Origin of the sequence: Collinsella sp. AF15-51 (assembly GCF_003462845.1) — a bacterium.
In the GTDB taxonomy this organism is placed as follows: Bacteria; Actinomycetota; Coriobacteriia; order Coriobacteriales; family Coriobacteriaceae; genus Collinsella.
Genome location: NZ_QRYG01000003.1, coordinates 125471 through 147695, shown reverse-complemented (window position 1 = coordinate 147695; position 22225 = coordinate 125471). Strand labels below are relative to the sequence as shown.

At 60.9% G+C, this 22225-nt stretch carries 27 protein-coding genes and 1 pseudogene; 27 read left to right on the top strand and 1 reads right to left on the bottom strand.

The window, feature by feature from the left end:
* The first annotated feature begins 17 nt into the window (after positions 1 to 17).
* Together fusA and rpsJ are read left to right on the top strand one after the other, a co-directional pair.
* Positions 18 to 2117, top strand: coding sequence for an elongation factor G (gene fusA, locus DWW51_RS02830; RefSeq protein ID WP_022094183.1), 2100 nt, complete (start codon positions 18 to 20; stop codon positions 2115 to 2117).
* 60 nt (positions 2118 to 2177) lie between these two features.
* Positions 2178 to 2486 carry a 30S ribosomal protein S10 gene (gene rpsJ / locus DWW51_RS02825; protein ID WP_022094184.1) on the top strand — a complete coding sequence of 103 codons (309 nt, stop codon included), beginning with the start codon at positions 2178 to 2180 and terminating at the stop codon, positions 2484 to 2486.
* Positions 2487 to 2602: 116 nt separating this feature from the next.
* Here the strand turns inward: rpsJ and DWW51_RS02820 are convergent, their stop codons facing one another.
* Positions 2603 to 3379: a biotin--[acetyl-CoA-carboxylase] ligase gene (locus DWW51_RS02820; RefSeq protein ID WP_117773456.1), complete on the bottom strand. Its 777-nt coding sequence runs from the start codon at positions 3377 to 3379 to the stop codon at positions 2603 to 2605.
* A 176-nt stretch (positions 3380 to 3555) separates the two neighbouring features.
* Here DWW51_RS02820 and DWW51_RS02815 point away from each other — a divergent pair, with 176 nt between their 5' ends.
* The 25 genes and pseudogenes from DWW51_RS02815 (at position 3556) to rplX (ending at position 22196) form a co-directional block, all read left to right on the top strand.
* Positions 3556 to 4515 carry a 3-oxoacyl-ACP synthase III family protein gene (locus DWW51_RS02815; protein WP_117646091.1) on the top strand — a complete coding sequence of 320 codons (960 nt, stop codon included), beginning with the start codon at positions 3556 to 3558 and terminating at the stop codon, positions 4513 to 4515.
* A 52-nt stretch (positions 4516 to 4567) separates the two neighbouring features.
* Positions 4568 to 4804 carry an acyl carrier protein gene (locus tag DWW51_RS02810; protein WP_006235019.1) on the top strand — a complete coding sequence of 79 codons (237 nt, stop codon included), beginning with the start codon at positions 4568 to 4570 and terminating at the stop codon, positions 4802 to 4804.
* Between the two features lie 2 nt (positions 4805 to 4806).
* A complete protein-coding gene (fabK, locus tag DWW51_RS02805; RefSeq protein WP_117773454.1) occupies positions 4807 to 5751 on the top strand; it encodes an enoyl-[acyl-carrier-protein] reductase FabK in 945 nt (314 codons plus the stop codon).
* A complete protein-coding gene (locus tag DWW51_RS02800; RefSeq protein WP_117757103.1) occupies positions 5739 to 6665 on the top strand; it encodes an ACP S-malonyltransferase in 927 nt (308 codons plus the stop codon). The genes fabK and DWW51_RS02800 overlap by 13 nt, the downstream gene beginning before the upstream one ends.
* A gap of 30 nt (positions 6666 to 6695) precedes the next feature.
* Positions 6696 to 7469, top strand: a complete 774-nt coding sequence (gene fabG, locus DWW51_RS02795) for a 3-oxoacyl-[acyl-carrier-protein] reductase (protein ID WP_089572490.1) — start codon at positions 6696 to 6698, stop codon at positions 7467 to 7469.
* Between the two features lie 39 nt (positions 7470 to 7508).
* Entirely contained in the window at positions 7509 to 8756 is a 1248-nt protein-coding gene (gene fabF, locus DWW51_RS02790) for a beta-ketoacyl-ACP synthase II (RefSeq protein WP_117563765.1), read from the top strand.
* Positions 8757 to 8759: 3 nt separating this feature from the next.
* Positions 8760 to 9233, top strand: a complete 474-nt coding sequence (gene accB / locus DWW51_RS02785) for an acetyl-CoA carboxylase biotin carboxyl carrier protein (RefSeq protein ID WP_117629227.1) — start codon at positions 8760 to 8762, stop codon at positions 9231 to 9233.
* A 9-nt stretch (positions 9234 to 9242) separates the two neighbouring features.
* Positions 9243 to 9665 carry a 3-hydroxyacyl-ACP dehydratase FabZ gene (gene fabZ, locus DWW51_RS02780; RefSeq protein ID WP_099432064.1) on the top strand — a complete coding sequence of 141 codons (423 nt, stop codon included), beginning with the start codon at positions 9243 to 9245 and terminating at the stop codon, positions 9663 to 9665.
* A 10-nt stretch (positions 9666 to 9675) separates the two neighbouring features.
* Positions 9676 to 11019: an acetyl/propionyl/methylcrotonyl-CoA carboxylase subunit alpha gene (locus DWW51_RS02775; RefSeq protein ID WP_117773452.1), complete on the top strand. Its 1344-nt coding sequence runs from the start codon at positions 9676 to 9678 to the stop codon at positions 11017 to 11019.
* The gene (accD, locus tag DWW51_RS02770; protein WP_117773450.1) at positions 11006 to 12730 is read left to right on the top strand and encodes an acetyl-CoA carboxylase, carboxyltransferase subunit beta; all 1725 of its coding nucleotides are present in this window, start codon (positions 11006 to 11008) and stop codon (positions 12728 to 12730) included. The genes DWW51_RS02775 and accD overlap by 14 nt, the downstream gene beginning before the upstream one ends.
* 40 nt (positions 12731 to 12770) lie before the next feature.
* A complete protein-coding gene (locus DWW51_RS02765; protein WP_117773448.1) occupies positions 12771 to 13985 on the top strand; it encodes a PTS fructose transporter subunit IIB in 1215 nt (404 codons plus the stop codon).
* 151 nt (positions 13986 to 14136) lie between these two features.
* On the top strand, positions 14137 to 15291 hold the full coding sequence (locus DWW51_RS02760; RefSeq protein WP_231501552.1) for a cation diffusion facilitator family transporter: 1155 nt from the start codon (positions 14137 to 14139) through the stop codon (positions 15289 to 15291).
* A 39-nt stretch (positions 15292 to 15330) separates the two neighbouring features.
* The gene (locus DWW51_RS02755; RefSeq protein ID WP_089572482.1) at positions 15331 to 15957 is read left to right on the top strand and encodes a histidine phosphatase family protein; all 627 of its coding nucleotides are present in this window, start codon (positions 15331 to 15333) and stop codon (positions 15955 to 15957) included.
* Between the two features lie 450 nt (positions 15958 to 16407).
* Positions 16408 to 17028 carry a 50S ribosomal protein L3 gene (gene rplC / locus DWW51_RS02750; protein ID WP_035137484.1) on the top strand — a complete coding sequence of 207 codons (621 nt, stop codon included), beginning with the start codon at positions 16408 to 16410 and terminating at the stop codon, positions 17026 to 17028.
* Between the two features lie 46 nt (positions 17029 to 17074).
* The gene (gene rplD / locus DWW51_RS02745) at positions 17075 to 17701 is read left to right on the top strand and encodes a 50S ribosomal protein L4 (RefSeq protein ID WP_117773444.1); all 627 of its coding nucleotides are present in this window, start codon (positions 17075 to 17077) and stop codon (positions 17699 to 17701) included.
* Positions 17702 to 17989 (top strand): 50S ribosomal protein L23, encoded by a 288-nt coding sequence (gene rplW, locus DWW51_RS02740; RefSeq protein ID WP_022094197.1) that lies wholly within the window; start codon positions 17702 to 17704, stop codon positions 17987 to 17989.
* A 179-nt stretch (positions 17990 to 18168) separates the two neighbouring features.
* Complete coding sequence (gene rplB, locus DWW51_RS02735) at positions 18169 to 18999, top strand: 50S ribosomal protein L2 (protein WP_055250219.1); 831 nt, start codon at positions 18169 to 18171, stop codon at positions 18997 to 18999.
* Positions 19000 to 19031: 32 nt separating this feature from the next.
* The gene (gene rpsS / locus DWW51_RS02730) at positions 19032 to 19292 is read left to right on the top strand and encodes a 30S ribosomal protein S19 (protein WP_006235035.1); all 261 of its coding nucleotides are present in this window, start codon (positions 19032 to 19034) and stop codon (positions 19290 to 19292) included.
* Positions 19293 to 19306: 14 nt separating this feature from the next.
* On the top strand, positions 19307 to 19678 hold the full coding sequence (gene rplV / locus DWW51_RS02725) for a 50S ribosomal protein L22 (RefSeq protein WP_117773442.1): 372 nt from the start codon (positions 19307 to 19309) through the stop codon (positions 19676 to 19678).
* A 6-nt stretch (positions 19679 to 19684) separates the two neighbouring features.
* Entirely contained in the window at positions 19685 to 20395 is a 711-nt protein-coding gene (gene rpsC, locus DWW51_RS02720; RefSeq protein ID WP_006235037.1) for a 30S ribosomal protein S3, read from the top strand.
* Positions 20395 to 20790: pseudogene (rplP, locus tag DWW51_RS02715) on the top strand (50S ribosomal protein L16); the annotation flags it as partial. The gene rpsC and the pseudogene rplP, both read left to right, overlap by 1 nt.
* Positions 20791 to 20897: 107 nt before the next feature.
* Positions 20898 to 21113 (top strand): 50S ribosomal protein L29, encoded by a 216-nt coding sequence (gene rpmC / locus DWW51_RS02710; protein ID WP_006235039.1) that lies wholly within the window; start codon positions 20898 to 20900, stop codon positions 21111 to 21113.
* A 16-nt stretch (positions 21114 to 21129) separates the two neighbouring features.
* Positions 21130 to 21390 (top strand): 30S ribosomal protein S17, encoded by a 261-nt coding sequence (rpsQ, locus tag DWW51_RS02705; protein WP_117773440.1) that lies wholly within the window; start codon positions 21130 to 21132, stop codon positions 21388 to 21390.
* A 118-nt stretch (positions 21391 to 21508) separates the two neighbouring features.
* A complete protein-coding gene (gene rplN / locus DWW51_RS02700; RefSeq protein ID WP_006235041.1) occupies positions 21509 to 21877 on the top strand; it encodes a 50S ribosomal protein L14 in 369 nt (122 codons plus the stop codon).
* Positions 21878 to 21890: 13 nt separating this feature from the next.
* On the top strand, positions 21891 to 22196 hold the full coding sequence (gene rplX / locus DWW51_RS02695; RefSeq protein ID WP_117773438.1) for a 50S ribosomal protein L24: 306 nt from the start codon (positions 21891 to 21893) through the stop codon (positions 22194 to 22196).
* Positions 22197 to 22225 lie beyond the last annotated feature (29 nt).

Sequence of the window (22225 nt, the reverse complement as noted above, 5' to 3'; positions counted from 1 at the left end):
TAAGGTAAGGAACTAACATGGCTAAGCCTAAGTACAAGCTTTCCGATACCCGTAACATCGGCATCATGGCCCACATCGATGCCGGTAAGACCACCACGACCGAGCGTATTCTTTACTACACCGGTAAGACCCACAAGATCGGTGAGGTCCATGAGGGCGCTGCCACCATGGACTGGATGGTTCAGGAGCAGGAGCGCGGCGTGACCATTACCTCCGCTGCTACCACCTGCTTCTGGAACAAGGACGGCAAGGACTACCGCATCCAGATCATCGACACCCCGGGCCACGTTGACTTCACCGCCGAGGTCGAGCGCTGCCTGCGCGTCCTCGATGGCGCTGTCGCCGTCTTCGACGCCGTTGCCGGCGTCCAGCCCCAGTCTGAGACCGTTTGGCGTCAGGCTTCTACCTTCAACGTCCCCCGCATCGCCTTCATCAACAAGTATGACCGCGTGGGCGCTGACTTCTTCAACGCTATCGAGACCATGAAGGATCGTCTCGACGCTAACGCCGTGGCCGCTCAGGTCCCGATGGGCGCCGAGGACAACTTCTGGGGCGTCATCGACCTGGTCACCATGACCGCATGGGACTTCAAGGCCGACGAGAAGGGTATGACCTACCCCGAGCCGATGGACGAGATCCCGGCTGAGTTTGCCGACATCGCTGCCACCAAGCGCGAGGAGCTCCTTGACGCTGCTGCCAGCTTTGACGACGAGCTCATGGAGAAGATCCTCATGGAGGAGGACTTCACCGTCGAGGAGCTCAAGGCTGCTCTGCGCAAGGGCGTTCTGGCCAACGAGCTCAACCTCGTCTTCGTGGGTTCCGCCTACAAGAACAAGGGCGTTCAGGAGCTGCTCGACGCTGTCGTCGACTACCTGCCCAGCCCGCTCGACGTTGAGGCCGTCACCGGTACCGATCCGGACACCGGCGAGGAGATTCAGCGTCATCCTTCCTTCGACGAGCCCTTCTCCGGCCTGGTCTTCAAGATCATGACCGACCCGTTCGTCGGTAAGCTCACCTACGTCCGCGTTTACTCCGGCCGCGCCGAGTCCGGCTCCTACGTTGTCAACGCTTCCAACGGTCAGCGCGAGCGCCTCGGCCGCATCCTCGAGATGAATGCCGCCGAGCGTATCGACCGTGACGACGCTGCCGCCGGCGACATCGTCGCTTGCGTCGGCTTCAAGAACTCCACCACCGGTGACACCCTGTGCGCCGAGGGCAAGGAGATCGTCCTCGAGAAGATTGAGTTCGCTAAGCCCGTTATTGACGTTGCCATCGAGCCCAAGACCAAGGCCGAGCAGGACAAGATGTCCCTGGCTCTGACCAAGCTCGCCGAGGAGGACCCGACCTTCCAGGTGTCCACCAACCACGAGACCGGCCAGACCATCATCGCCGGCATGGGCGAGCTGCACCTCGAGATCATCGTCGACCGTCTGCTCCGCGAGTTCAAGGTTGACGCTAACGTCGGTAAGCCCCAGGTTGCCTACCGCGAGACCGCCGGTCACGACGTCGAGAAGGCTGAGGGCAAGTTCGTCCGTCAGTCCGGCGGTCGCGGTCAGTACGGCCACGCCGTCATCAAGCTCGAGAAGATGGAGGAGGGCTTCGGCTACGAGTTCGTCAACGCTATCGTCGGCGGCGTCGTGCCCAAGGAGTACATCCCGTCCATCGACAAGGGCATCCAGGAGGCCCTGAACACCGGTGTTATCGCCGGCTTCCCGGTCCTCGACGTTAAGGTCACCCTGTTCGACGGTTCTTACCACGAGGTCGACTCCTCCGAGGCCGCCTTCAAGATCGCCGGTTCCATGGCTATCAAGGACGCTCTCAAGAAGTCCGATCCGCAGCTGCTCGAGCCGATCATGGCTGTCGAGGTCGAGACCCCCGAGCAGTACATGGGCGACGTTATGGGCAACCTCTCCGGTCGCCGCGGCAAGATCGAGGGCATGGAGGATCGCAAGAACAGCAAGCTCATCCGTGCCAAGGTGCCGCTGGGCGAGATGTTCGGTTACGCTACCGACCTTCGCTCCCAGACCCAGGGCCGTGCATCCTACACGATGCAGTTCGACTCTTATGAGCCCGCGCCCAAGTCCATCGTGGACGAGGTCATGAGCAAGAACGCCTAAGTTCGAGCTCCCTGTTACGTAATCCGCGAGAACATCTCTCGCACTCTTTGGAGGTTTAAGTTGGCTACCCAGAAGATCCGCATTCGCCTCAAGGGCTATGATCACGAGGTCGTCGATCAGTCCGCGAAGCTCATCGTCGAGACCGCTCAGAAGACCGGTGCTCGCGTTTCCGGTCCTGTCCCCCTGCCCACCGAGCGCAACCTGTACACGGTTATCCGCTCGCCGCACGTGAACAAGGACTCCCGTGAGCAGTTCGAGATGCGCACCCACAAGCGCCTCATCGACATCCTCGACCCCACCTCGGGCACCGTTGATTCGCTTATGCGTCTCGACCTCCCCGCTGGCGTCGACATCGACATCAAGCTCTAAGCGATATTCCTTATAGCTTAAAGGGCCCCGCTGCCATTACGGTAGCGGGGCCCTTTTGTTTTGCATGATGGGTTTGGATCGCCGGGTAAGGCTGCCGAGCGGCTGGCTGTGACGACCTACTCACTCAAGGGGCGCAATGACGCTTCCTCAAAATGGAAGAATCGCAAGCCGTCTTCTGTTTCGATGCACGCACGACCAAAGCCATCGACCGTTTTAAAGATGCCTCGCGCCAGCTCGTCACCGGCAGGGGAGCGGGCGATAACATGCTTTCCAATCCAATTGAGGTGAGCGACATATTCGCCGTGGACGGGCGCGAGCGGTCCGGTGTTTTCTTCCATGGCGTTGAGGCGTTCTGCCCAGGCATCTACAGCGTCTATAACTGCGTGATAGACCTCATCGAGGAGCATGTCGACAGCAGGAACGTTCTCGTTAAGGTCCGAGAGACCGATTGCCGGCAGGCCGCCATCGGGCACCTCTTGGGGCGCATAGTTCACATTGACACCAATGCCACAGACGGCGAAAGGTTTGCCTTCGTTATCGCGTGCGGCCTCGACCAGAATGCCGCCGAGTTTGCGTCCACGCGCGACCAGGTCGTTGGGCCATTTGAGGCCAATCTCGTTTGCAAGACCCTGTTTTTCGAGCGCCTCGAGCACCGCTAGGCCGCTGACGGCAGCTAGACCAGAGTACTTCGCAGGATTAACGCATGGACGCAGGACAATCGAAAGCAATAGGTTACCGGCGGTTGAATCCCACTTGTGGCCGCGCCGGCCGCGTCCTGCTGTCTGAGCCCGGGCGGCAAGTCCTGTGCCGTGCGTCGCTCCCTGTTTTCCTGCTTCGAGCAGGTCATCGTTGGTCGATCCGGTTACGTCGACTATCGTTAATTTGGCATCCATAACGGCTGCTACCTCCTAAGTTAATAAAGCAATCGTGCAATGGTGTCGAGAGATAGACACAATGTGAAGCCCTTGTCGCATTTGGACAATTTAATGTTAACACGTCAACAACGACTAAATTGCGCTATCCTCTCTTGGTCGATGTAAACACGTCAACAACTCAAAGGAGGTTAGTGATGGGTTTCACGATTCTTGGAACAGGCTCGGCGCTTCCCAAGCGCAGTGTTTCCAATGACGAGCTGTCCGAGTTCCTCGATACCTCGGATGAGTGGATTTTTACCCGCACAGGTATCAAGAGCCGCCATGTATGCACCACCGAGTCACTTGATGACCTTGCCGTAGCGGCGAGCGAGCGGGCACTCCAGGTGTCCGGAATCGACGCGAGCCAGCTGGATCTGATCGTCTGCTCGACGACGACGGGTGACCACCTTGTTCCCGCTGAGGCGTGTGCCGTTGCTGAGCGACTGGGCGCGACGTGCCCTGCTTTCGATGTCTCGGCTGCCTGCGCCGGCTTCGTATTTGCGCTCGATGTCGCCGAGGGCTATATCGCCCGAGGACGAGCCAAGCATGTGCTTGTCGTTGCCGCCGAGCAGATGACGCGCGCGCTCGACTGGACCGACCGCGCCACCTGTGTGCTCTTTGGCGATGGGGCAGGCGCCGCGGTGATTGAGGCTGGGGGAGACAGCCCCCTTGCCGTTGAGCTTTCGACGGCGCCCGACGTCGAGACGTTGTGCGTTCCCGGTCTGGTCGGCACCTCGCCGTTTAAGGCCTCCGCAGATAGCGAGAGCGTGCTGTCCATGAATGGCCGCCGCGTGTTCAAGTTCGGCGTCAACGCGATTTGCGACACGGTCCATAAGCTTGCGAGCGATGCGGGCATTTCGGTCGAGGACATCGACCATTTTGTATTCCATCAGGCTAACGAACGAATCCTGAGTCAGGCGGTCAAGCGCCTCGGTGTGCCAGACAAGCGCGTGGTTCGAACGCTGCGCGAGACCGGCAACATTTCGAGCGCATGCATTCCGCTTGCCCTCGACCGGCTGGCAAACGCCGGTGCACTTCACACGGGCGACACCATCGCCCTCGTTGGATTTGGCGCCGGTCTGGATATAGGTGGCTATCTACTTCGTTGGAAGTAGTCGCACATAGGAAATAAAAACGCCCCTAGGGCACAAACAAAGGAGAACTACCATGGCAGATCAGAAGACCTTCGAGCGCGTTTGCGATGTTATCCGCGAGACCGCCGGTCTTGACGACGTCGAGATGAAGCCCGAGTCCACGCTCGAGGAGATTGGTCTCGACAGTCTGGGCACCGTCGAGATCCTCGTCGCCGTTGAGGACGAGTTTGGCATCCAGCTCGATACCGAGGAGAACCCCAAGACGGTCGGCGAGTTCGCCGATACGGTCGAGGCGGCATTGGAGAAGTAGAGATGCTCAAGACTCCTCTCTGCGATCTGCTCGGCATCGAAAAGCCCGTGTTCCAGGGCGGTATGGCCTGGATCGCCGACGCCTCGCTGGCGTCCGCAGTGTCCGAGGCGGGCGGCTTAGGGATTATCGCGGCCATGAACGCAGACGCCAACTGGCTGCGCGACCAGATTCATGAGCTGCGCGCCAGGACGGATAAGCCCTTTGGCGTCAACGTCATGCTCATGAGCCCGTTTGCCGACGAGGTCGCGCGGATCGTGATTGACGAGCGGGTGCCGGTCGTCGTGACGGGTGCCGGCAATCCCACCAAGTACATGAAGGCGTGGAACGAGGCGGGCATCAAGGTCATCCCGGTCGTTGCCTCGGTGGCGCTGGCGCGTCTCGTGGCGCGTCGTGGAGCCACTGCCGTGGTTGCCGAGGGTACCGAATCAGGCGGCCATATTGGCGAGACCTCGACGATGGCACTGGTGCCACAGGTTGTCGATGCGGTCGATATTCCCGTGGTTGCGGCTGGCGGTATCGCCGATGGCCGCGGCGTGGCGGCCGCCTTTATGCTGGGCGCCGCCGGCGTGCAGGTGGGTACGCGCTTTCTGATCGCAGATGAGTGCACCGTATCGGAGCAGTACAAGGAGATGGTCCTGAAGGCCAACGACACCTCGACGCGTGCGACCGGCCGCTCGACGGGACACCCGGTGCGTGCCCTCAAGAGCCCCTTCACTAACGCCTACGCCAAGAGCGAGGCGGCGGGCGTAAGCGTCGAGGAGCTCGGGGCCATGGGCACGGGCGCCCTTCGCAAGGCCGCCAAGGACGGCAATTACGAAGAGGGCTCGTTTTTGTGTGGACAGATTGCCGGCATGGTCAACGAGCGCCAAAGTGCACGTGAAATCGTTGACGACCTAGTCGATGGCGCCGAGCACGTCCTGAAGGGTGCGTGCGCATGGGTGGCGTAGCGTTTCTGTTTGCCGGCCAGGGCGCCCAGCACCCCGCGATGGGCGTCGACCTGATCGAGGCATCGCCGGCGGCCGCCGAGGTGTTCGCCATTGTCGACGAGGTGCGCCCGGGGACCAGTGAGCAGTGCCGAAGCGCCTCCAAGGAGGAACTCTCGCAGACCGAGAACACGCAGCCGTGCGTGTTCGTTCACGATCTGGCAGCGGCTGCCGCCCTGCGTGAGCGCGGCGTGGTACCTGCCGCCTGTGCGGGTTTTTCGCTTGGCGAGGTCGCCGCGCTCACCTTTGCGGGGGCGTTCGATACGCGAGCGGGCTTTGAGCTCGTGTGCGAGCGCGCGGCGCTGATGGCCGCGGCTGCCGAGCGCCATCCGGGCGGCATGCGCGCCGTCATCAAGCTCGATGCGGCGCAAGTCGAGAACCTGGCAAAACAGGCCGGCGAGGACTGCTGGCCGGTCAACTACAACAGTCCGCAGCAGACGGTTGTTGCCGGAGCGCCCGAGGCGCTGCAGGAGCTCGACGTCCTAGTAAAAGAGGCTGGCGGCCGCGCTATGAAAGTCGCGGTGTCGGGCGCATTTCATAGCCCCTATATGGCCGAGGCGACTGAGGGGCTGGCGACGTATATCCAAGCCGGCCACGCGCCGTCACCGCTGCTGATTCCGGTCATGGCAAACATGACGGCGGCGCCCTATCCGGCGGACCCGCGAGCGGCATCGGATGTCTTGGCCAATCAGGTGAGTCATGCCGTTCGTTGGGTCGACACGCTGCATACTCTGCAGAATCAGGGCATCGACACGTTTATTGAGGTCGGCCCTGGCAAAACGCTGTCGGGCCTGGTCAAGCGTACGCTGAGCGACGTTCGCGTGTATTCGTGCGAAACGGCCGAGCAGGTCGCAGCTATTGCCGACGAGCTCGCATAGTCCACAGGGCTGTAACCCGAAAGGAATGACATGGGCAACTTGAACAACGGCGCGCTCGAGCGCAACGACTCACGTCGCGTGGCACTGGTCACGGGCGGCTCGCGGGGTATCGGCCGCGCCTGCGCTGTCGGTCTGGCGGAGGACGGCTTTGATATCGCCGTCGTCTATGCCGGCAGCGTCGATGCGGCGCGCAAGACGTGCGAAGCCTGTGAGGCGGTTGGCGCCACGGCACGCGCATATCAATGCGACGTGGCCGATCCCGCTGCCGTCAACGCGTGCGTGGAAGCGGTCCTCAACGACTTTGGTTCCATTTGGGCGCTCGTCAACAACGCCGGCATCACCCGCGATGGCCTGCTCATGCGCATGGGCGATGACGCATTCGATCGCGTGCTCGATGTCAATCTCAAGGGAACATTCAATATGACGCGCGCGCTCACCAAGACCTTTATGCGCCAGCGCGGCGGTTGCGTCGTCAACATGAGCTCGGTCGTGGGCCTGATGGGCAATGCCGGGCAAGCCAACTACGCTGCTTCCAAGGCGGGCGTGATAGGGCTTACCAAGGCGGTGGCGCGCGAGCTTGCGCCTCGTGGCGTACGAGCGAACGCGGTCGCTCCCGGGTTTGTCGAGACAGATATGACGGCAAAGCTCTCGGAGAAGGTGCGTACGGCAACCGAGGAACAGATTCCCCTTAAGCGCATGGCACGTCCCGAGGAAGTGGCCGGCGTGGTGCGCTTTTTAGCGAGCGATGCGGCTGCTTACATTACGGGCGAGGTCGTGCGCGTCGACGGCGGAATGGCGATGTAGAAACCAGGGCCGAAGAACGGCTTGGATGAGGAGACCATGATGGAACAGAGAGTTGCAATCACCGGCATCGGTGCCGTATCGCCGCTCGGCAACACCGCGCTTGCCACCTGGGCGGCCATGTGCGCCGGGACCTGTGGCATCGGCCCGATCACGCACTTTGATACCGATGCGTTTACCGTCAAGGTGGCGGCCGAAGTCAAGGGCTTTGACGGCAACGAGTACTTTGGCAAGCGCGACGCCAAGCATCTGGACCCCTGCGTTCAGTTTGCGCTGGTGGCTTCGGACGAGGCAATGCACGATGCGGGCTTTGATGCCGAAGGCGCCATCGATCGCGAGCGCCTGGGCGTTTACGTGGGGTCGGGCGTGGGCGGCATGCAGACGCTCGTCGACAACGTCCATACGATTGCCGACCGTGGGCCCCGCCGCGCATCGCCTTACATGATCGCGATGATGATCCCCAACATGGCATCGGGCAATATCGCAATCCGTCACAAGGCAAAGGGACCGACCCTGCCAGTCGTGACTGCGTGCGCGACCTCGGCCCATGCGGTGGGCGAGGCGTTCCGTGCTATTAAGCACGGCTATGCCGACGCGATCCTCGCGGGCGGTGCCGAGGCGGCCATTATCCCCGATGCTGTTGCAGGCTTTACGTCCTGCCGCGCATTGACCACCAACCCCGATCCCGCGACGGCCTGCCGCCCGTTCGACGCAGACCGCGATGGCTTTGTGATGGGTGAGGGCGCCTGCGTGCTGGTACTCGAGAGCATGGAGCATGCGCAGGCGCGCGGTGCGCACATTTATGCCGAGGTCGTGGGCTACGGCAACACCGATGATGCCTATCACATTACGAGTCCCGACCCCGATGCCGCCGGCATTGCCCGTGCGATATCGCTGGCGGTAGCCGAGGGCGACGTCAAGCCTTCCGAGGGTCTCTACATCAACGCCCACGGCACCTCGACCAAGCTCAACGATTCGTCCGAGACGACAGGCATTAAGCGGGCGCTCGGCGAGGACGCGGCACGCGCCGCACACGTCTCGTCGACCAAGTCGATGACCGGGCACATGATCGGTGCCACGGGTGCCATCGAGGTCATGGCCTGTGCCATGGCGCTCGAGCAGGGCGTGGTGCCCCCGACCATTAACTACCACACGCCCGATCCCGCCTGCGATCTTGATTACACGCCTAATCGAGCGGTTCGCGCCGACCTTACCTGGGCGCTTTCGACCAACCTGGGCTTTGGCGGGCACAACGCCGCCATCGCGCTGCGTAGATATACGAGGAGCTAGAGCATGGATTCCAAAAGACTTGCCGAGATAGCCGATGTGATGGAGGACCGCGGCCTTACGCGCGTACGTGTTGAGGAGCCCGATGGCACCGCGGTCGAACTCGAGCGCGCGAGTGTGGCGCAGCCGGTTGCCGTGCCCATGCCTATGCCGAGCGCCATGGCCGCTCAAGTTGCAGCTCCCACAGTCGCGCCTGCCGCACCGGAACCCGCCACGCAGACACCTGCCGCCGCGCCGGAGCCCAAGGGCACCGAGGTGACTGCTCCCATGGTGGGCGTCTTCTATGCTGCCCCTGCGCCGGGCGACGAGCCATTTGTGCGCGTGGGCTCCAAGGTCAAGGCCGGCGAGACCCTCTGCATCATCGAGGCCATGAAGGTTCTCAACGAGGTGACGGCCGAGGCAGACGGTGAGGTGCTCGAGATCTGCGTGGCCGACGGCGACCTCGTGGAGTTTGGCAGCTGCCTCATGAGGATCGGATAGGTGATATCCATGAACAAAGAAGAGCTCAAGAAGCTGTTACCGCATCGCGAGCCGATGCTTTTGCTCGACGAAGCCGAGCTGGTGGGCGACGAGGCCCACGGCAAGATCACGATTACAGGCGACGAGTACTTTTTGCAGGGACATTTTCCGGGAAACCCGGTCGTTCCCGGCGTGATTCAGTGCGAGATGCTCGCCCAGAACTGCTGCGTGCTGCTGATGGGCGATGAGGAGGCGCGCGGCGCGACGCCGTTCTACACGAGTCTGGACAAGGTGCGCTTTAAGCGTCCGGTGCGCCCGGGCGACACGGTGGATCTAGTGTGCTCCATCACGCGTGCGCGCGGGCCGTTCCGCTTTGCGACGGGTACTGCGAGCGTCAACGGTGAGGTTTGCTGCCGCGCCGATATGTCTTTTGCACTCATGCACGAAAGTTAAGGAAGGCTCCATGTTCGACAAAGTGCTCATCGCCAACCGCGGCGAAGTCGCGGTCCGTGTTATCCGCGCGTGCCGCGATATGGGCATCAAGACCGTCGCCGTTTATTCCACGGCCGATGCGGACGCGCTACACGTGCAGCTTGCCGACGAGGCGTATTGCATCGGCGGCCCGCGTCTTGCCGAGAGCTACCTCAACGACGATGCCGTGCTCACCTGTGCCGTAAAGTCGGGAGCTAAGGCAATTCATCCCGGCTATGGCTTCTTTTCCGAGAAGGCGAGCTTCGTGCGCGACTGCGACAAGTTCGGTCTGGCGTTTGTCGGTCCTTCGGCCGAGGTGATCGACAGCATGGGCGACAAGGACGCCGCACGCCGAACGGCCGCTGCTGCGGGCGTGCCCATCGTGCCGGGCTGCGATTTGCTCAAAAGCCCCGAGGAAGCAACGGCCGAGGCCGAGCGCATCGGCTGCCCCGTGCTTATTAAGGCGCGCGCGGGCGGCGGCGGTCGCGGTATTCGCAAGGTCGAGCGCGTGGAAGATGCGGCAAAGGCGTTCAGCGAGGCGCGTGCCGAGGGTGAGGCCGTTTTTGGCGACGGCGAGTGCTACATGGAGAAGTTCGTTGCGCCGGCGCATCACGTTGAGGTACAGATTATGGCCGATAAGCAGGGCCATGTGTTTTCGCTCGGCGAGCGCGAGTGCTCGGTGCAGCGCCGCAACCAAAAGCTGATCGAGGAGAGCCCCGCGCCGTGCCTCGACGGACGCGATGATATTCGCGCGCGCATGCACAAGGCCGCGCGCGACCTGGCTCGTGCCGTTGGCTATGAGGGCGCTGGCACCATCGAGTTTTTGTACTCAGATGACGGCAATTTCTACTTTATGGAAATGAACACGCGCTTGCAGGTGGAGCATCCGGTTACGGAGTTTGTGACCGATACCGACCTGGTTAAGTGGCAGCTGCGCGTGGCTGCCGGCCAGCCTCTGCCCTTTGAGCAGGAGGACGTACCGGTCCGCAACCACGCCATGGAGTGCCGCATCAATGCCGAAACGCCGGACTTTCTACCGTCATGTGGAACGGTCACCGCGTTGCGTGTGCCGGGTGGTCCGCGCGTGCGCTGGGATTCCGCCATGTTTACCGGAGCGAAAGTTCCGCCGTACTACGACTCCATGCTCGGCAAGCTCATCGTGTGCGCGCCCACGCGTGACGGTGCCATTCGCAAGATGCGCTCGGCCCTGGGCGAGCTCGTGATTGAGGGCGTGAGCGAAAATAGCGAGCTTCAGCTCGACGTGCTGGCAAACGACGAGTTTTTGTCGGGCATGTATCACACCGATCTGATGGGGCATCTCTATGCTGATGAATAGAAAAGCGAAGACGGTCAATGTCCTTGAGGGGCCGATAACCGAGTCGTGCGCCGAGTTCCCCGCGCGCCACGTGTTTGTCAAATGCCCGGAGTGCCGCCGTGTGATCGATGAGGCGCGCCTGCACGACAACCTCGAGGTCTGCCCTCGTTGCGGCAAACACTTTCGCGTGAGCGGTCGCGCGCGCATGCGCATGACGGTCGACGCGGGTACCTTTGAGGAATGGGATGCCAATCTGGCGTCGAAGGACTTCCTCTCGTTTCCCGGTTATGCCGACAAGCTTAAGAGCGTGAGCGAGCGTTCGGGCGAGCGCGATGCCGTTGTGTGCGGCAGGGGCAAAATCTGCGGCTGCGATACCGCGCTCTTCTTTATGGATGCCAACTTTATGATGGGCTCAATGGGCTCCGTGGTGGGCGAGAAGATCTGTCGTGTCTTTGAGCGCGCGGCCGAGTTGGGGCTGCCGGTCGTTGGCTTTACCGTATCGGGCGGCGCCCGCATGCAGGAGGGCGTGACCTCGCTCATGCAGATGGCCAAGATTTCTGCGGCGGTTAGGCGCCACAGCGAGGCGGGCGGCCTGTACATCACGGTGCTCACCGACCCCACGACCGGAGGCGTAACCGCGAGCTTTGCCATGGAGGGCGACATTATCCTGGCCGAGCCCGATGCCCTGACAGCATTTGCCGGCCCGCGCGTGGTCGAGCAGAACATGCACAAGCGTCTGCCCAAGGGATTCCAGCGTTCCGAGTTTTTGCTGGAGCACGGCTTTTGCGATGCCGTTGTTCCGCGTGGTGAGATTGCGCTCACGGTAGGCGAGCTGCTGGCGCTGCACGAAGGGCACGCGCCCGGCCTGGGGGCACCGCATGAGATCGTGCATACGGGTCGTCGCGACAAAAAGCTGGGACACTTGTTTAAGCGCTCGGCCGCACCAAAAAGCGCGCTCGAAATCGTCAAACAGACTCGCTCGGCGAACCGCGCCACGGCAGGCGAGATGATCTCGTTGGGTCTCGACGGATTCGTAGAGCTGCACGGCGACCGCTACTTTGGCGACGATGCTGCCGTGGTGGGCGGCATCGGCTGGAAAGACGGGCGACCCGTGACGGTTATCGCCATCGAGCGCGGTACCACGACCAAAGAGCGCATGCGTCGCAACTTTGGTATGGCACATCCCGAGGGCTACCGCAAGGCACGTCGCCTGATGCACCAAGCCGAGAAATTTGGTCGGCCGGTTCTGTGCCTGGTTGATACTTCGGGCGCGTTTTGCGGCATCGGTGCCGAGGAGCGCGGCCAGGGCGAGGCGATTGCCCAGAATCTCATGGAGATGAGCGGCCTTAAGACGCCGATTGTCTCGGTGGTGACAGGCGAGGGCGGCTCTGGTGGCGTGCTGGCGCTGTCCGTGGCCGACCGCATCCTGATGCTCTCGAGCTCGGCCTATTCGGTCGTGAGCCCCGAGGCCTGTGCGTCGATCCTGTGGAAGGATACCGAGCGCGCGAATGAGGCCGCTGAGGCGCTTAAGCTCACGGCCCCCGATCTGTTGGCGCTCGGCATCATCGACGGCATTGTTGACGATAGGGGCCTGTCGCATGAGGAGATCGCCGGTGTCGTCATGTCCTCGGCATTTGATGCCTTCGATACGCTTGGGCAGCTCGACGACGCGACCCTCACAAACCTCCGCTACGAAAAGTACCGCGCAATCGGTCAGTACCGCACGATGTGACAAAGGGACAGTCCGCATGTCACATTGGGAAAGGCGTTCCATGTCACAAGTTTCTAACACCTCGTTTACAACGACGGTTTCATCAAACGCCATGGCCGTGGTGGACTATCTGTCCAAAAGCATGATGTCGGCGTTGCCGTTTATTGTCTGCGCGGCGCTGTTCCGCACCGTTGCCGTCATTATGGGCGAAGGCATGCTTGGTCTATGGCCTGCCGATTCCGAAATCTATCGCCTGTTTTACAGCTGGCTGTATAACGCTGGCTATTACTTTTTGCCCATCTATCTTGGTTGGGCCGCTGCCCGCCAGCTCGGTTGCTCGGAGCAGCTGGGCATGATGCTGGGCGGCGTATTGATTGTGCCCGATCTGCTTAAGCTCGTTGATGCCGCATCGACGACGGGGGCATCGATGACTTTCGTGTATGGTCTACTTCCCGCGCCGGTCAACGATTACACGACGACTGTTATTCCGGTTCTCATCTCGGTGCCCGTGCTATGGCAGGTGGAGCGTTTCTTTAAGCGCACTATCCCTCAGGCTGTGGCGTTTTCTTTTGTACCGTTTGCAACCATGCTTGTCATGGTTCCGGTGTCGCTGTGTGTTACGGCGCCGGCAGGCAGCTATCTGGGCATGCTGTTGGGACAGCTTATGTTTATGCTTGGCAATTCCGGTGGCATCGTGTCGCTGCTCACGCTCATGGGGCTTGCCGCGGGCTGGGAGTTTCTTAAGATCGCGGGTGTCAGCAACGTTGTCCTATCGCTCGCCTATGCGCAGTTTATGAGTGTGGGAACGGATTCGTGCATCCTGATCGCCGCGACGATGGCAACGTTCGCCGTTTGGGGTATGCCCTTTGGCGCGTCGCTCCGCGTTGCGGATAAGGACGAGAAGGCGCTCATGCTGGGCTATTCAATCTCGGGTATTCTTGGCGGCGTAAGCGAGCCAGCGCTGTACGGATGCGGCTTTAAATATGGCAGGTGTCTGACGTGCATGGCCGTTGGCGGCGCCGTCGGAGGCCTTGTTGCGGCCGTAGGCCACGTTACGGCTTATACCATCGGTATGACGAATGTTCTTATGGTCATTGGCTTTGCCACGGGCGGCATCTCGAATCTGCTGTGGTGCTGCGCTGCCGGTGGCACGGCATTTGCGGTGTCTGCGGCGCTGAGCTACTGCTTTGGCGTGGTGCCGGCGAAGGGGCAGGTGACGGGGGACGGAGCCGATTTGTCCGAAACCTCGAAGAGCGTGGCCGATGCAAGCGCATAAACCTGTGCGACAAAGGGACGGTCCCGCATGTCGCATTCCAAGGCCGTGGCCCGTGTGGGTTGCGGCCTTTTTGTATCTGGGGGACAAAGTGGCTACACTACAATCCGTTTGAGCAATAGATATATAGGTAGTACCGTGGGGGCGGATGCAGATGGTCGAGTGGATTGTTCGTCGTGCGCAGGGCGACCGTGCACGCGTGGGAACGTTGACGGGCATGGTGTGTATTCTCGCCAATGTGGCACTATGCGCTGCGAAGGGTGCAATTGGCGTGCTGTCGGGATCGGTTTCAATCGTGGCGGACGCTATGAACAACCTGTCTGATGCCAGCTCGAACATCGTGAGCGTGCTTGGCTTTAAGCTGGCGGGCAAGCCGGCAGACCCCGAGCATCCTTACGGCCATGGCCGCTACGAGTATCTCTCGGGTCTGGTCGTGGCGGCGCTCGTGCTGCTGATTGGCGTTGAGCTGGTGAAGTCCTCGGTTGAGCGCATCATCCACCCCGAACCTGTCGAGTTCTCGCTTGCCCTGGTGGCAGTCTTGGTGCTTTCGATGATTGTTAAGCTCTGGATGGCGGCCCTCAACCAAAAGCTCGGCGATCGCATTGAGTCCGAGACGCTGCATGCGACCGCTCAGGACTCAAAGAACGATGTCCTAGCTACGGGCGCCGTGCTGGCGTGCGCAATTGTTTCGCAGGTGACGCACATCAATCTTGACGCATGGGTCGGCCTTGCCGTTGGCGCCTATATCGGCTGGAGCGGCTTTGAGCTCATCCAGGATACGGTGAGCCCGCTTTTGGGCCAGGCACCCGATCCAAAGCTGGTCAAGCACATTCGAGACAAGATCATGAGTTACCCCGGCGTTTTGGGCGTTCACGATTTGATGGTTCACGACTACGGCCCGGGCAGGAAGTTCGCAAGCGCTCACGCCGAGATGGCAGCCGAGGCCAGCCCGCTGGAAAGTCACGACACGCTCGATAACATCGAGCAGTCGTTTAGGGTCGAAGACGGCATGATCGTCACGCTCCATTACGATCCCATCGTGACCGACGATCCAAAGGTGGCGAGCATGCGTCTGCGCATCAACGCTATGGCTCAAGAGATTGATAGCCGCCTCTCGATCCACGACCTACGCTGTGTTCCGGGCCCCACGCATACCAACGTGATCTTTGACTGCGTACGTCCCTCGGATTTGGCGATGAGCGCCGAGGACCTGAAGCGCGCGCTGGCGAAACGGGTCGAATCGGAATATCCCAAGTCGGTCGCCAAGATCACGATCGACGAAGACTACGTAGGGCATACCCACGAGTAAGGCTGTGCCGGCAAAGCAGGTTATGCAGAAGGGGAGAGCATGAAGAAGCTGTATCTACTCCGCCACGGTCAGACGGAGTTTAACGTCAAAAAGCTGGTCCAGGGCCGCTGCGATTCACCGCTGACCGACCTGGGTCGTCAGCAAGCCGGGATGGCAGCCGCGTGGCTCAAAGCCCACAATGTCGTTCCCGACAAAGTGGTCTCTTCGCCCTTAGGCCGAGCCATGGACACGGCAAGTCTCGTCGCAACCGAACTCCTCGGCCGGGATGCAGCAGTCGAGCCCTGCGAAGGCATCATCGAGCGCAGCTACGGCACCTTCGAAGAAGGCCCCCACGACGCCCTACCCACCGACGTCTGGGACCCCGGCGAGGACCTGATCCCATTTGGCGGAGAAGGAAGCCATGCCCTGCAGGAGCGCATGGTGGGCACCCTCACCAATCTCATGGGCGCCGAGGGCATCGAAACCCTCCTAGCAGTAAGCCACGGCAGCGCCAGCCGCCAATTCATCAAGGCTGCAGCCCCAGAGGGCTTCGAGCTCCCAACAAAACTCCCCAACTGCGCCATTATGATTTTCGATTTTGATGAGGCGGAGCCACAAGTAGAGGGCGAGCCAATGCAATGCAAGTTCACCCTCCAGCAAATAGTGGACCCCCAACAAAGTCATTAGCCTGAGCGAGCAGAGTTAAGCAGACATCAACGTGTCGTCTCCCGAGCACGGCGGAGGGCCGGAGAAATATATTAAGGTCATCGCGAGTTCCGCACGCAAAGGAGAGCACTTAATGTGCTCTCCGTCTTGCGCAGGACTGTAGAGCAGGGACCTTAATATATTTCTCCGGCCCTCCGCCGTGCTCGGGAGCCATCCACGCACTTTACCTGCGTAAACAATGTGAGTGAAATATGAATCTCGATGGATACGCCCGCAGCCGTGTATACTAAACAGCTGTGTGAAACCAGGGGAGTATTCTGGCTGGACAAAATGCCTGCTTAATAGGGTTGTCAGGTAGTCCGGGCGCAATACAAGACTGGGGAGCACGTCGTGTAAGTAGTGGTCCTCTAGGGGCGTACGCTCGGTGGTGTACGCATTGTCCCAAGACCACGCGAGAGTTGGGATCATATCTTGATCAGCATGATTCTCGGCCGCAAGATTGGCATGACCCAGGTTTGGGACGAGGACGATAACGTCGTTCCCGTCACGGTCATCCAGGCTGGCCCCTGCGCTGTCTCGCAGGTTAAAACTCAGGCAACCGACGGCTATGACGCCGTCCAGATCGGTTTCGGCGACATCAAGGCCAAGAACGTGAACAAGCCCATGGCTGGTCACTTCGCCAAGGCTGGCGTCGAGCCTGTCCGCTTCCTTCGTGAGGTCCGCGTCGAGAACGGCGAGGAGCACAAGGTCGGCGAGGTCGTCACCGTCGCTGATTTCGCTGATGTCGAGAAGGTCGACGTCATCGGTACCTCCAAGGGTAAGGGCTTCCAGGGTCGCATCAAGCGCTGGGGTCAGCGCCGCGGTCCTATGACGCATGGTTCTCACTTCCAGCGTCACCCCGGTTCTATCGGTCAGTGCGCCTATCCTGCGCGCGTCCTCAAGGGCGTCAAGATGGCCGGTCACATGGGTAACGAGCGCGTTACCGTCAAGAACCTTTCCGTTGTCCGCATCGATGCCGAGCAGAACCTCATCTTGGTCAAGGGCGCTGTCCCGGGTGCCAAGAATGGTCTCGTCGCCATCCGTATGGCCTAAGGGCCCAGCCCATTTAGCCCAGCGTCATACCAAGGAGAACACTTAAATGGCAAAGTTTGAAGTAAAGAACAGCGAGGGCAAGAAGGTCGCCGTGGCCGAGCTCGCCGCTGAGGTGTACGGCATCGAGCCGAACATCCACGTTATGCACCACATCGTCAAGTGCCAGATGGCCTCTTGGCGTCAGGGCACCCAGTCCGCTAAGGGCCGCTCTGAGGTTTCCGGTGGCGGCAAGAAGCCTTGGCGTCAGAAGGGCACCGGCCGTGCCCGCCAGGGTTCCATCCGTGCTGCCCAGTGGCGTCACGGTGGCGTTGTCTTCGCCCCCAAGCCCCGTTCCTACGCTAAGCGTATGAACAACAAGGAGGTCAAGCTGGCTATGCGCTCCGCGCTGTCCGCCAAGCTGGCCGATGGCGAGCTCGTGCTCGTCGACGACTACGGCTTCGAGAAGCCTTCCACCAAGGCTGCCGTCGCCATGCTCAAGGCTCTCGGCCTTGAGGGCAAGCGTCTGACCATCATCGTTCGCGATGAGGACGTCAACGCCTACCTGTCGTTCCGCAACATTCCCAAGACGTTCATCATCACCGCTGACGAGGCCAACACCTACGATCTCGTCAACAACAACGCTGTGCTGATGCCCGCCGACATCGCCGCTCACTTCGGGGAGGTGCTTGCATAAATGACCGCCCACGAGATCATCATCCGTCCGATCGTGTCCGAGCGTTCCTTCTCCGGCATGGAGCTGAACAAGTACACGTTCGAGGTCGCCAAGGATGCTAACAAGTATCAGATCAAGGACGCTGTCGAGGAGATCTTCGGCGTCAAGGTCGTTCGCGTGAACACCCTGACGGTCAAGCCCAAAACCAAGCGTGTGCGCTATGTCGCCGGCAAGACCCGTTCTTGGAAGAAGGCCATCGTCACGCTGGCCGAGGGCGACACCATCGAGGTCTTTGGCAATCAGGCCTAAGACTCGCTGCTGTTGAGTGAGCTCATGCCTCCCAAATAGGGGAGGCGAGAGCTCAAGGTTTCGGGCGTATAAAATGGACACGCCCGGAACCGTGTATACGTCCGGTGTCATCGCACCCGAGGCAGAACCTCGAATCCCTGTCTGCGATGGCTAACGGATTCCTATTGAAAGGGATTGTAATGGCTGTAAAGCACCTTAAGCCGACCTCCGCTGGTAGGCGTTGGCAGACGATCTCCGATTTCTCCGAGATCACCTGCACCAAGCCCGAGAAGTCCCTTCTCGAGCCCCTGCCCAAGAAGGCCGGTCGTAACAACAACGGCCGCATCACCACCCGCCACCAGGGCGGCGGCGTGAAGCGTCGTTACCGCGTGATCGACTTCAAGCGCAACAAGGACGGCGTGCCCGCCAAGGTTGCCACGATCGAGTACGATCCGAACCGTTCCGCTCGCATCGCTCTGCTGCACTACGCTGACGGTGAGAAGCGCTACATCCTGGCCCCCAAGGGCCTCGAGGTCGGTCAGACCATCATGTCCGGTTCTGACGCCGACATCAAGCCGGGCAACGCTCTGCCCCTCGCCGACATCCCCGTCGGTACGCTCATCCACGCCGTCGAGTTCCAGCCGGGCAAGGGCGCTGCTATCGCCCGTTCCGCCGGTAACTCCTGCCAGCTGATGGGTAAGGAGGGCAAGTACGCTATCGTCCGTATGCCTTCCTCCGAGATGCGCCGCATCCTCGTTACCTGCCGCGCCACCGTCGGTGAGGTCGGCAACGCCGATCATGCCAACATCGTCATCGGCAAGGCCGGCCGTAAGCGTCACATGAACGTGCGCCCGACCGTCCGCGGTACCGTCATGAACCCTGTCGACCACCCGCACGGCGGTGGCGAGGGCAAGAACCACACCTCTGGTCGTCCCTCTGTTACCCCCTGGGGTAAGCCGACGAAGGGCCTTCGTACGCGCAAGAAGAAGAAGGTCTCGAACCAGCACATCATTCGTCGCCGTAAGAAGTAATTTCGGATACCGAGTTTTAGGAGAAAGCACTTATGAGCAGAAGTCTCAAAAAGGGCCCGTTCGTGGAGACTCGCCTTCTCTCGCGTATCACCGCGATGAACGAGGCTGGCAAGAAGGACGTCGTGAAGACCTGGTCCCGCGCGTCCACCATCTTCCCCGAGATGGTTGGTCACACCATCGCCGTCCACGACGGCCGCAAGCATGTGCCCGTGTATGTTACCGAGTCCATGGTTGGTCACAAGCTCGGCGAGTTCGCGCCGACTCGTACGTTCCGTGGCCACAAGGCCAAATAGGGGGTTAACCGTAAATGGCAACTAAGTCTATTGAAACTGAGGCCACCGAGGTTCGCGCCGTCGCTAAGTACGTGCGTGTTTCCCCCAGCAAGGCCCGCCTGGTGGTCGATCTGATCCGCCGCAAGCCTGTCACTCAGGCCTTCGACATCCTCCACTTCTGCGACCGCGCCGTCGCCGTGGATGTCGAGAAGGTTCTCCGTTCCGCCGTTGCGAACGCCGAGAACAACAACGGTCTGCGTGCCGACAACCTGGTTGTCGCCGCTGCCTATGTTGACGAGGGTCCGACGCTTAAGCGCATCCGTCCCCGCGCCAAGGGTTCCGCTTCTCGCATTCTGAAGCGTACTTCCCACATCACCGTCGTCGTTGCTCCTCGAAAGGAGGCGTAAAGCTGTATGGGTCAGAAAGTCTACCCCACCGGCTTCCGTCTTGGCATCACCGAGAACTGGCGCTCCCGCTGGTTCGCAGAGAAGGATTACGCTAAGACCCTCGGTAACGATCTCGAGATCCGCAAGTACCTCGAGAAGCGTCTTTCCCGCGCAGCTGTCTCCCGCGTCGAGATCGAGCGCGCTGGCGACAAGGTGAAGGTCATCATCCTCACCGCTCGCCCCGGCGTTGTCATCGGTAAGAAGGGTGCCGAGATTGATACCCTCCGCACCGAGCTCGAGAAGGTCGCTGGCGTCTCCAAGGGCCAGCTCTCCGTCGACGTTGTCGAGATCAAGCGCCCCGAGCTCGACGCCAACCTCGTTGCTCAGTCTATCGCCGAGCAGCTCGAGGGCCGCGTTGCCTTCCGTCGCGCTATGCGCAAGGCTGTCCAGTCTGCCCGCAAGGCCGGCGCTAAGGGCATCCGTATCCAGTGCTCCGGTCGTCTCGGCGGTGCCGAGATGGGCCGTCGTGAGTGGTACCGCGAGGGTCGCGTGCCTCTGCACACCCTCCGTGCCAAGATCGACTACGGCACGGCTGTCGCCAGCACCACCATGGGCGCTTGCGGCGTGAAGGTCTGGATCTACCTGGGCGAGAAGCTCCCGGGCCAGCCTGTTCCCAACCCTGCACTCGAGGGCTCTTCCCGTCCTCGTCGTCGTAACTCCGAGAGGAGGGGTCAGTAGTGCTTGCCCCTAAGCGTATTCTTCACCGCAAGGTGCAGCGTGGCTCCATGAAGGGCCAGGCCAAGGGTAATACCGAGCTGCATTTCGGCGAGTTTGGTATCCAGGCTCTCGAGGCCCATTGGATCACCAACCGTCAGATCGAGGCCGCTCGTATTGCCATGACCCGCTACATGAAGCGTGGCGGTCGTGTCTACATCACGATCTTCCCCGATAAGCCCATCACCAAGAAGCCTGCCGAGACTCGCATGGGTTCTGGTAAGGGTAACCCCGAGGAGTGGGTGGCCGTCGTCAAGCCCGGCCGCATCATGTTCGAGGTCAAGGGCGTGCCCGAGGAGGTCGCTCGCGAGGCTCTGCGTCTTGCACAGCACAAGCTTCCCATCAAGACCAAGATTGTTGCTGCTAAGAACGCTGAGCAGCGCATCGAGAAGGAGATGGCTGAGGAGGCCGCTCTCGAGGCCAAGTGGGCTGCTGAGGACGCCGCCGCCGCCAAGGAGGAGAACTAATGAAGCCCGCAGAGATTCGTGAGCTCTCGGACGCTCAGCTCGTTGAGAAGCTGAAGGAAATGCGCGCCGAGCTCTTTAACCTTCGTTTCCAGATGGCCACCAGCCAGCTGGACAACACCGCTCGCGTCAACACCGTGAAGAAGGACATCGCTCGCGTCCTCACGGAGCAGCGCGCCCGCGAGATCGCAGCGGAGAAGTCCGCTGTCGCCGAGTAGGACCTAAGGAGAGAACATGACTGATTCGCGTAACTCGCGTAAGGTCCGTACGGGTGTCGTTGCCTCCGTCTCCGGTGCCAAGACCATTGTTGTCACCATCACCGAGCGCAAGCGTCACCCCAAGTACGGCAAGATGATGACCAGCTCCAAGAAGCTGCACGCTCACGACGAGGAGTGCACGGCTGGCGTGGGCGATACCGTCCGCGTTATGGAGACCCGTCCTATGTCCAAGATGAAGCGTTGGCGCCTCATCGAGGTCGTCGAGCGCGCTAAATAAGCAGTCGCTCTTACGACTTGTACGTTTCCGAAGATGTGCGTATGCCTGGCTTGCATACCACGGGCCGTATAAAGGCTGCGCACCTCTCTTCGGTTCTTAGTTCGGAGGAACATCTACCATGATTCAGATGCAAACCATGCTGAACGTCGCCGACAACTCCGGCGCTCGCAAGATTCGCTGCATCAAGGTGCTTGGCGGTTCCAAGCGTCGTTATGCAGGCATCGGCGATGTGTTCATCGGTGCTGTCCAGGAGGCTACCCCTGGCGCCAACGTCAAGAAGAAGGACGTTGTCCGTTGCGTCGTCGTTCGCACCGTTAAGGAGATCCGCCGCAAGGATGGCTCCTACATTCGCTTTGATGAGAACGCCTGCGTTGTCATCAACAACGATGGTTCGCCCGTCGGCACCCGTATCTTCGGGCCCGTCGCTCGCGAGCTTCGTGACAAGAAGTACATGAAGATCGTCTCGCTCGCTCCCGAGACCCTGTAGTTAGGGGAGATATATGTATATCAAGAAGGGCGATAAGGTCCAGGTTCTCTCAGGTAAGAATCGCGGCAAGCAGGGCGTTGTCCTGCGTGCTCTCCCCGCCGAGAACAAGGTCGTTGTCGAGGGCGTTTCGGTCGTCAAGAAGGCCGTCAAGCCCAACGCTGCCAACCAGCAGGGCGGCATCGTTTCGCAGGAGGCTCCCATCGACGCCTCCAACGTCAATCTCGTCTGCCCCGAGTGCGGTAAGGTTACCCGCGTCGGTCACGAGAAGGACGGCAAGAACAAGCTGCGCGTCTGCAAGAAGTGCGGCCACAAGTTCTAACCTGCCCGCAACATCAAGTTGCTAGCAAA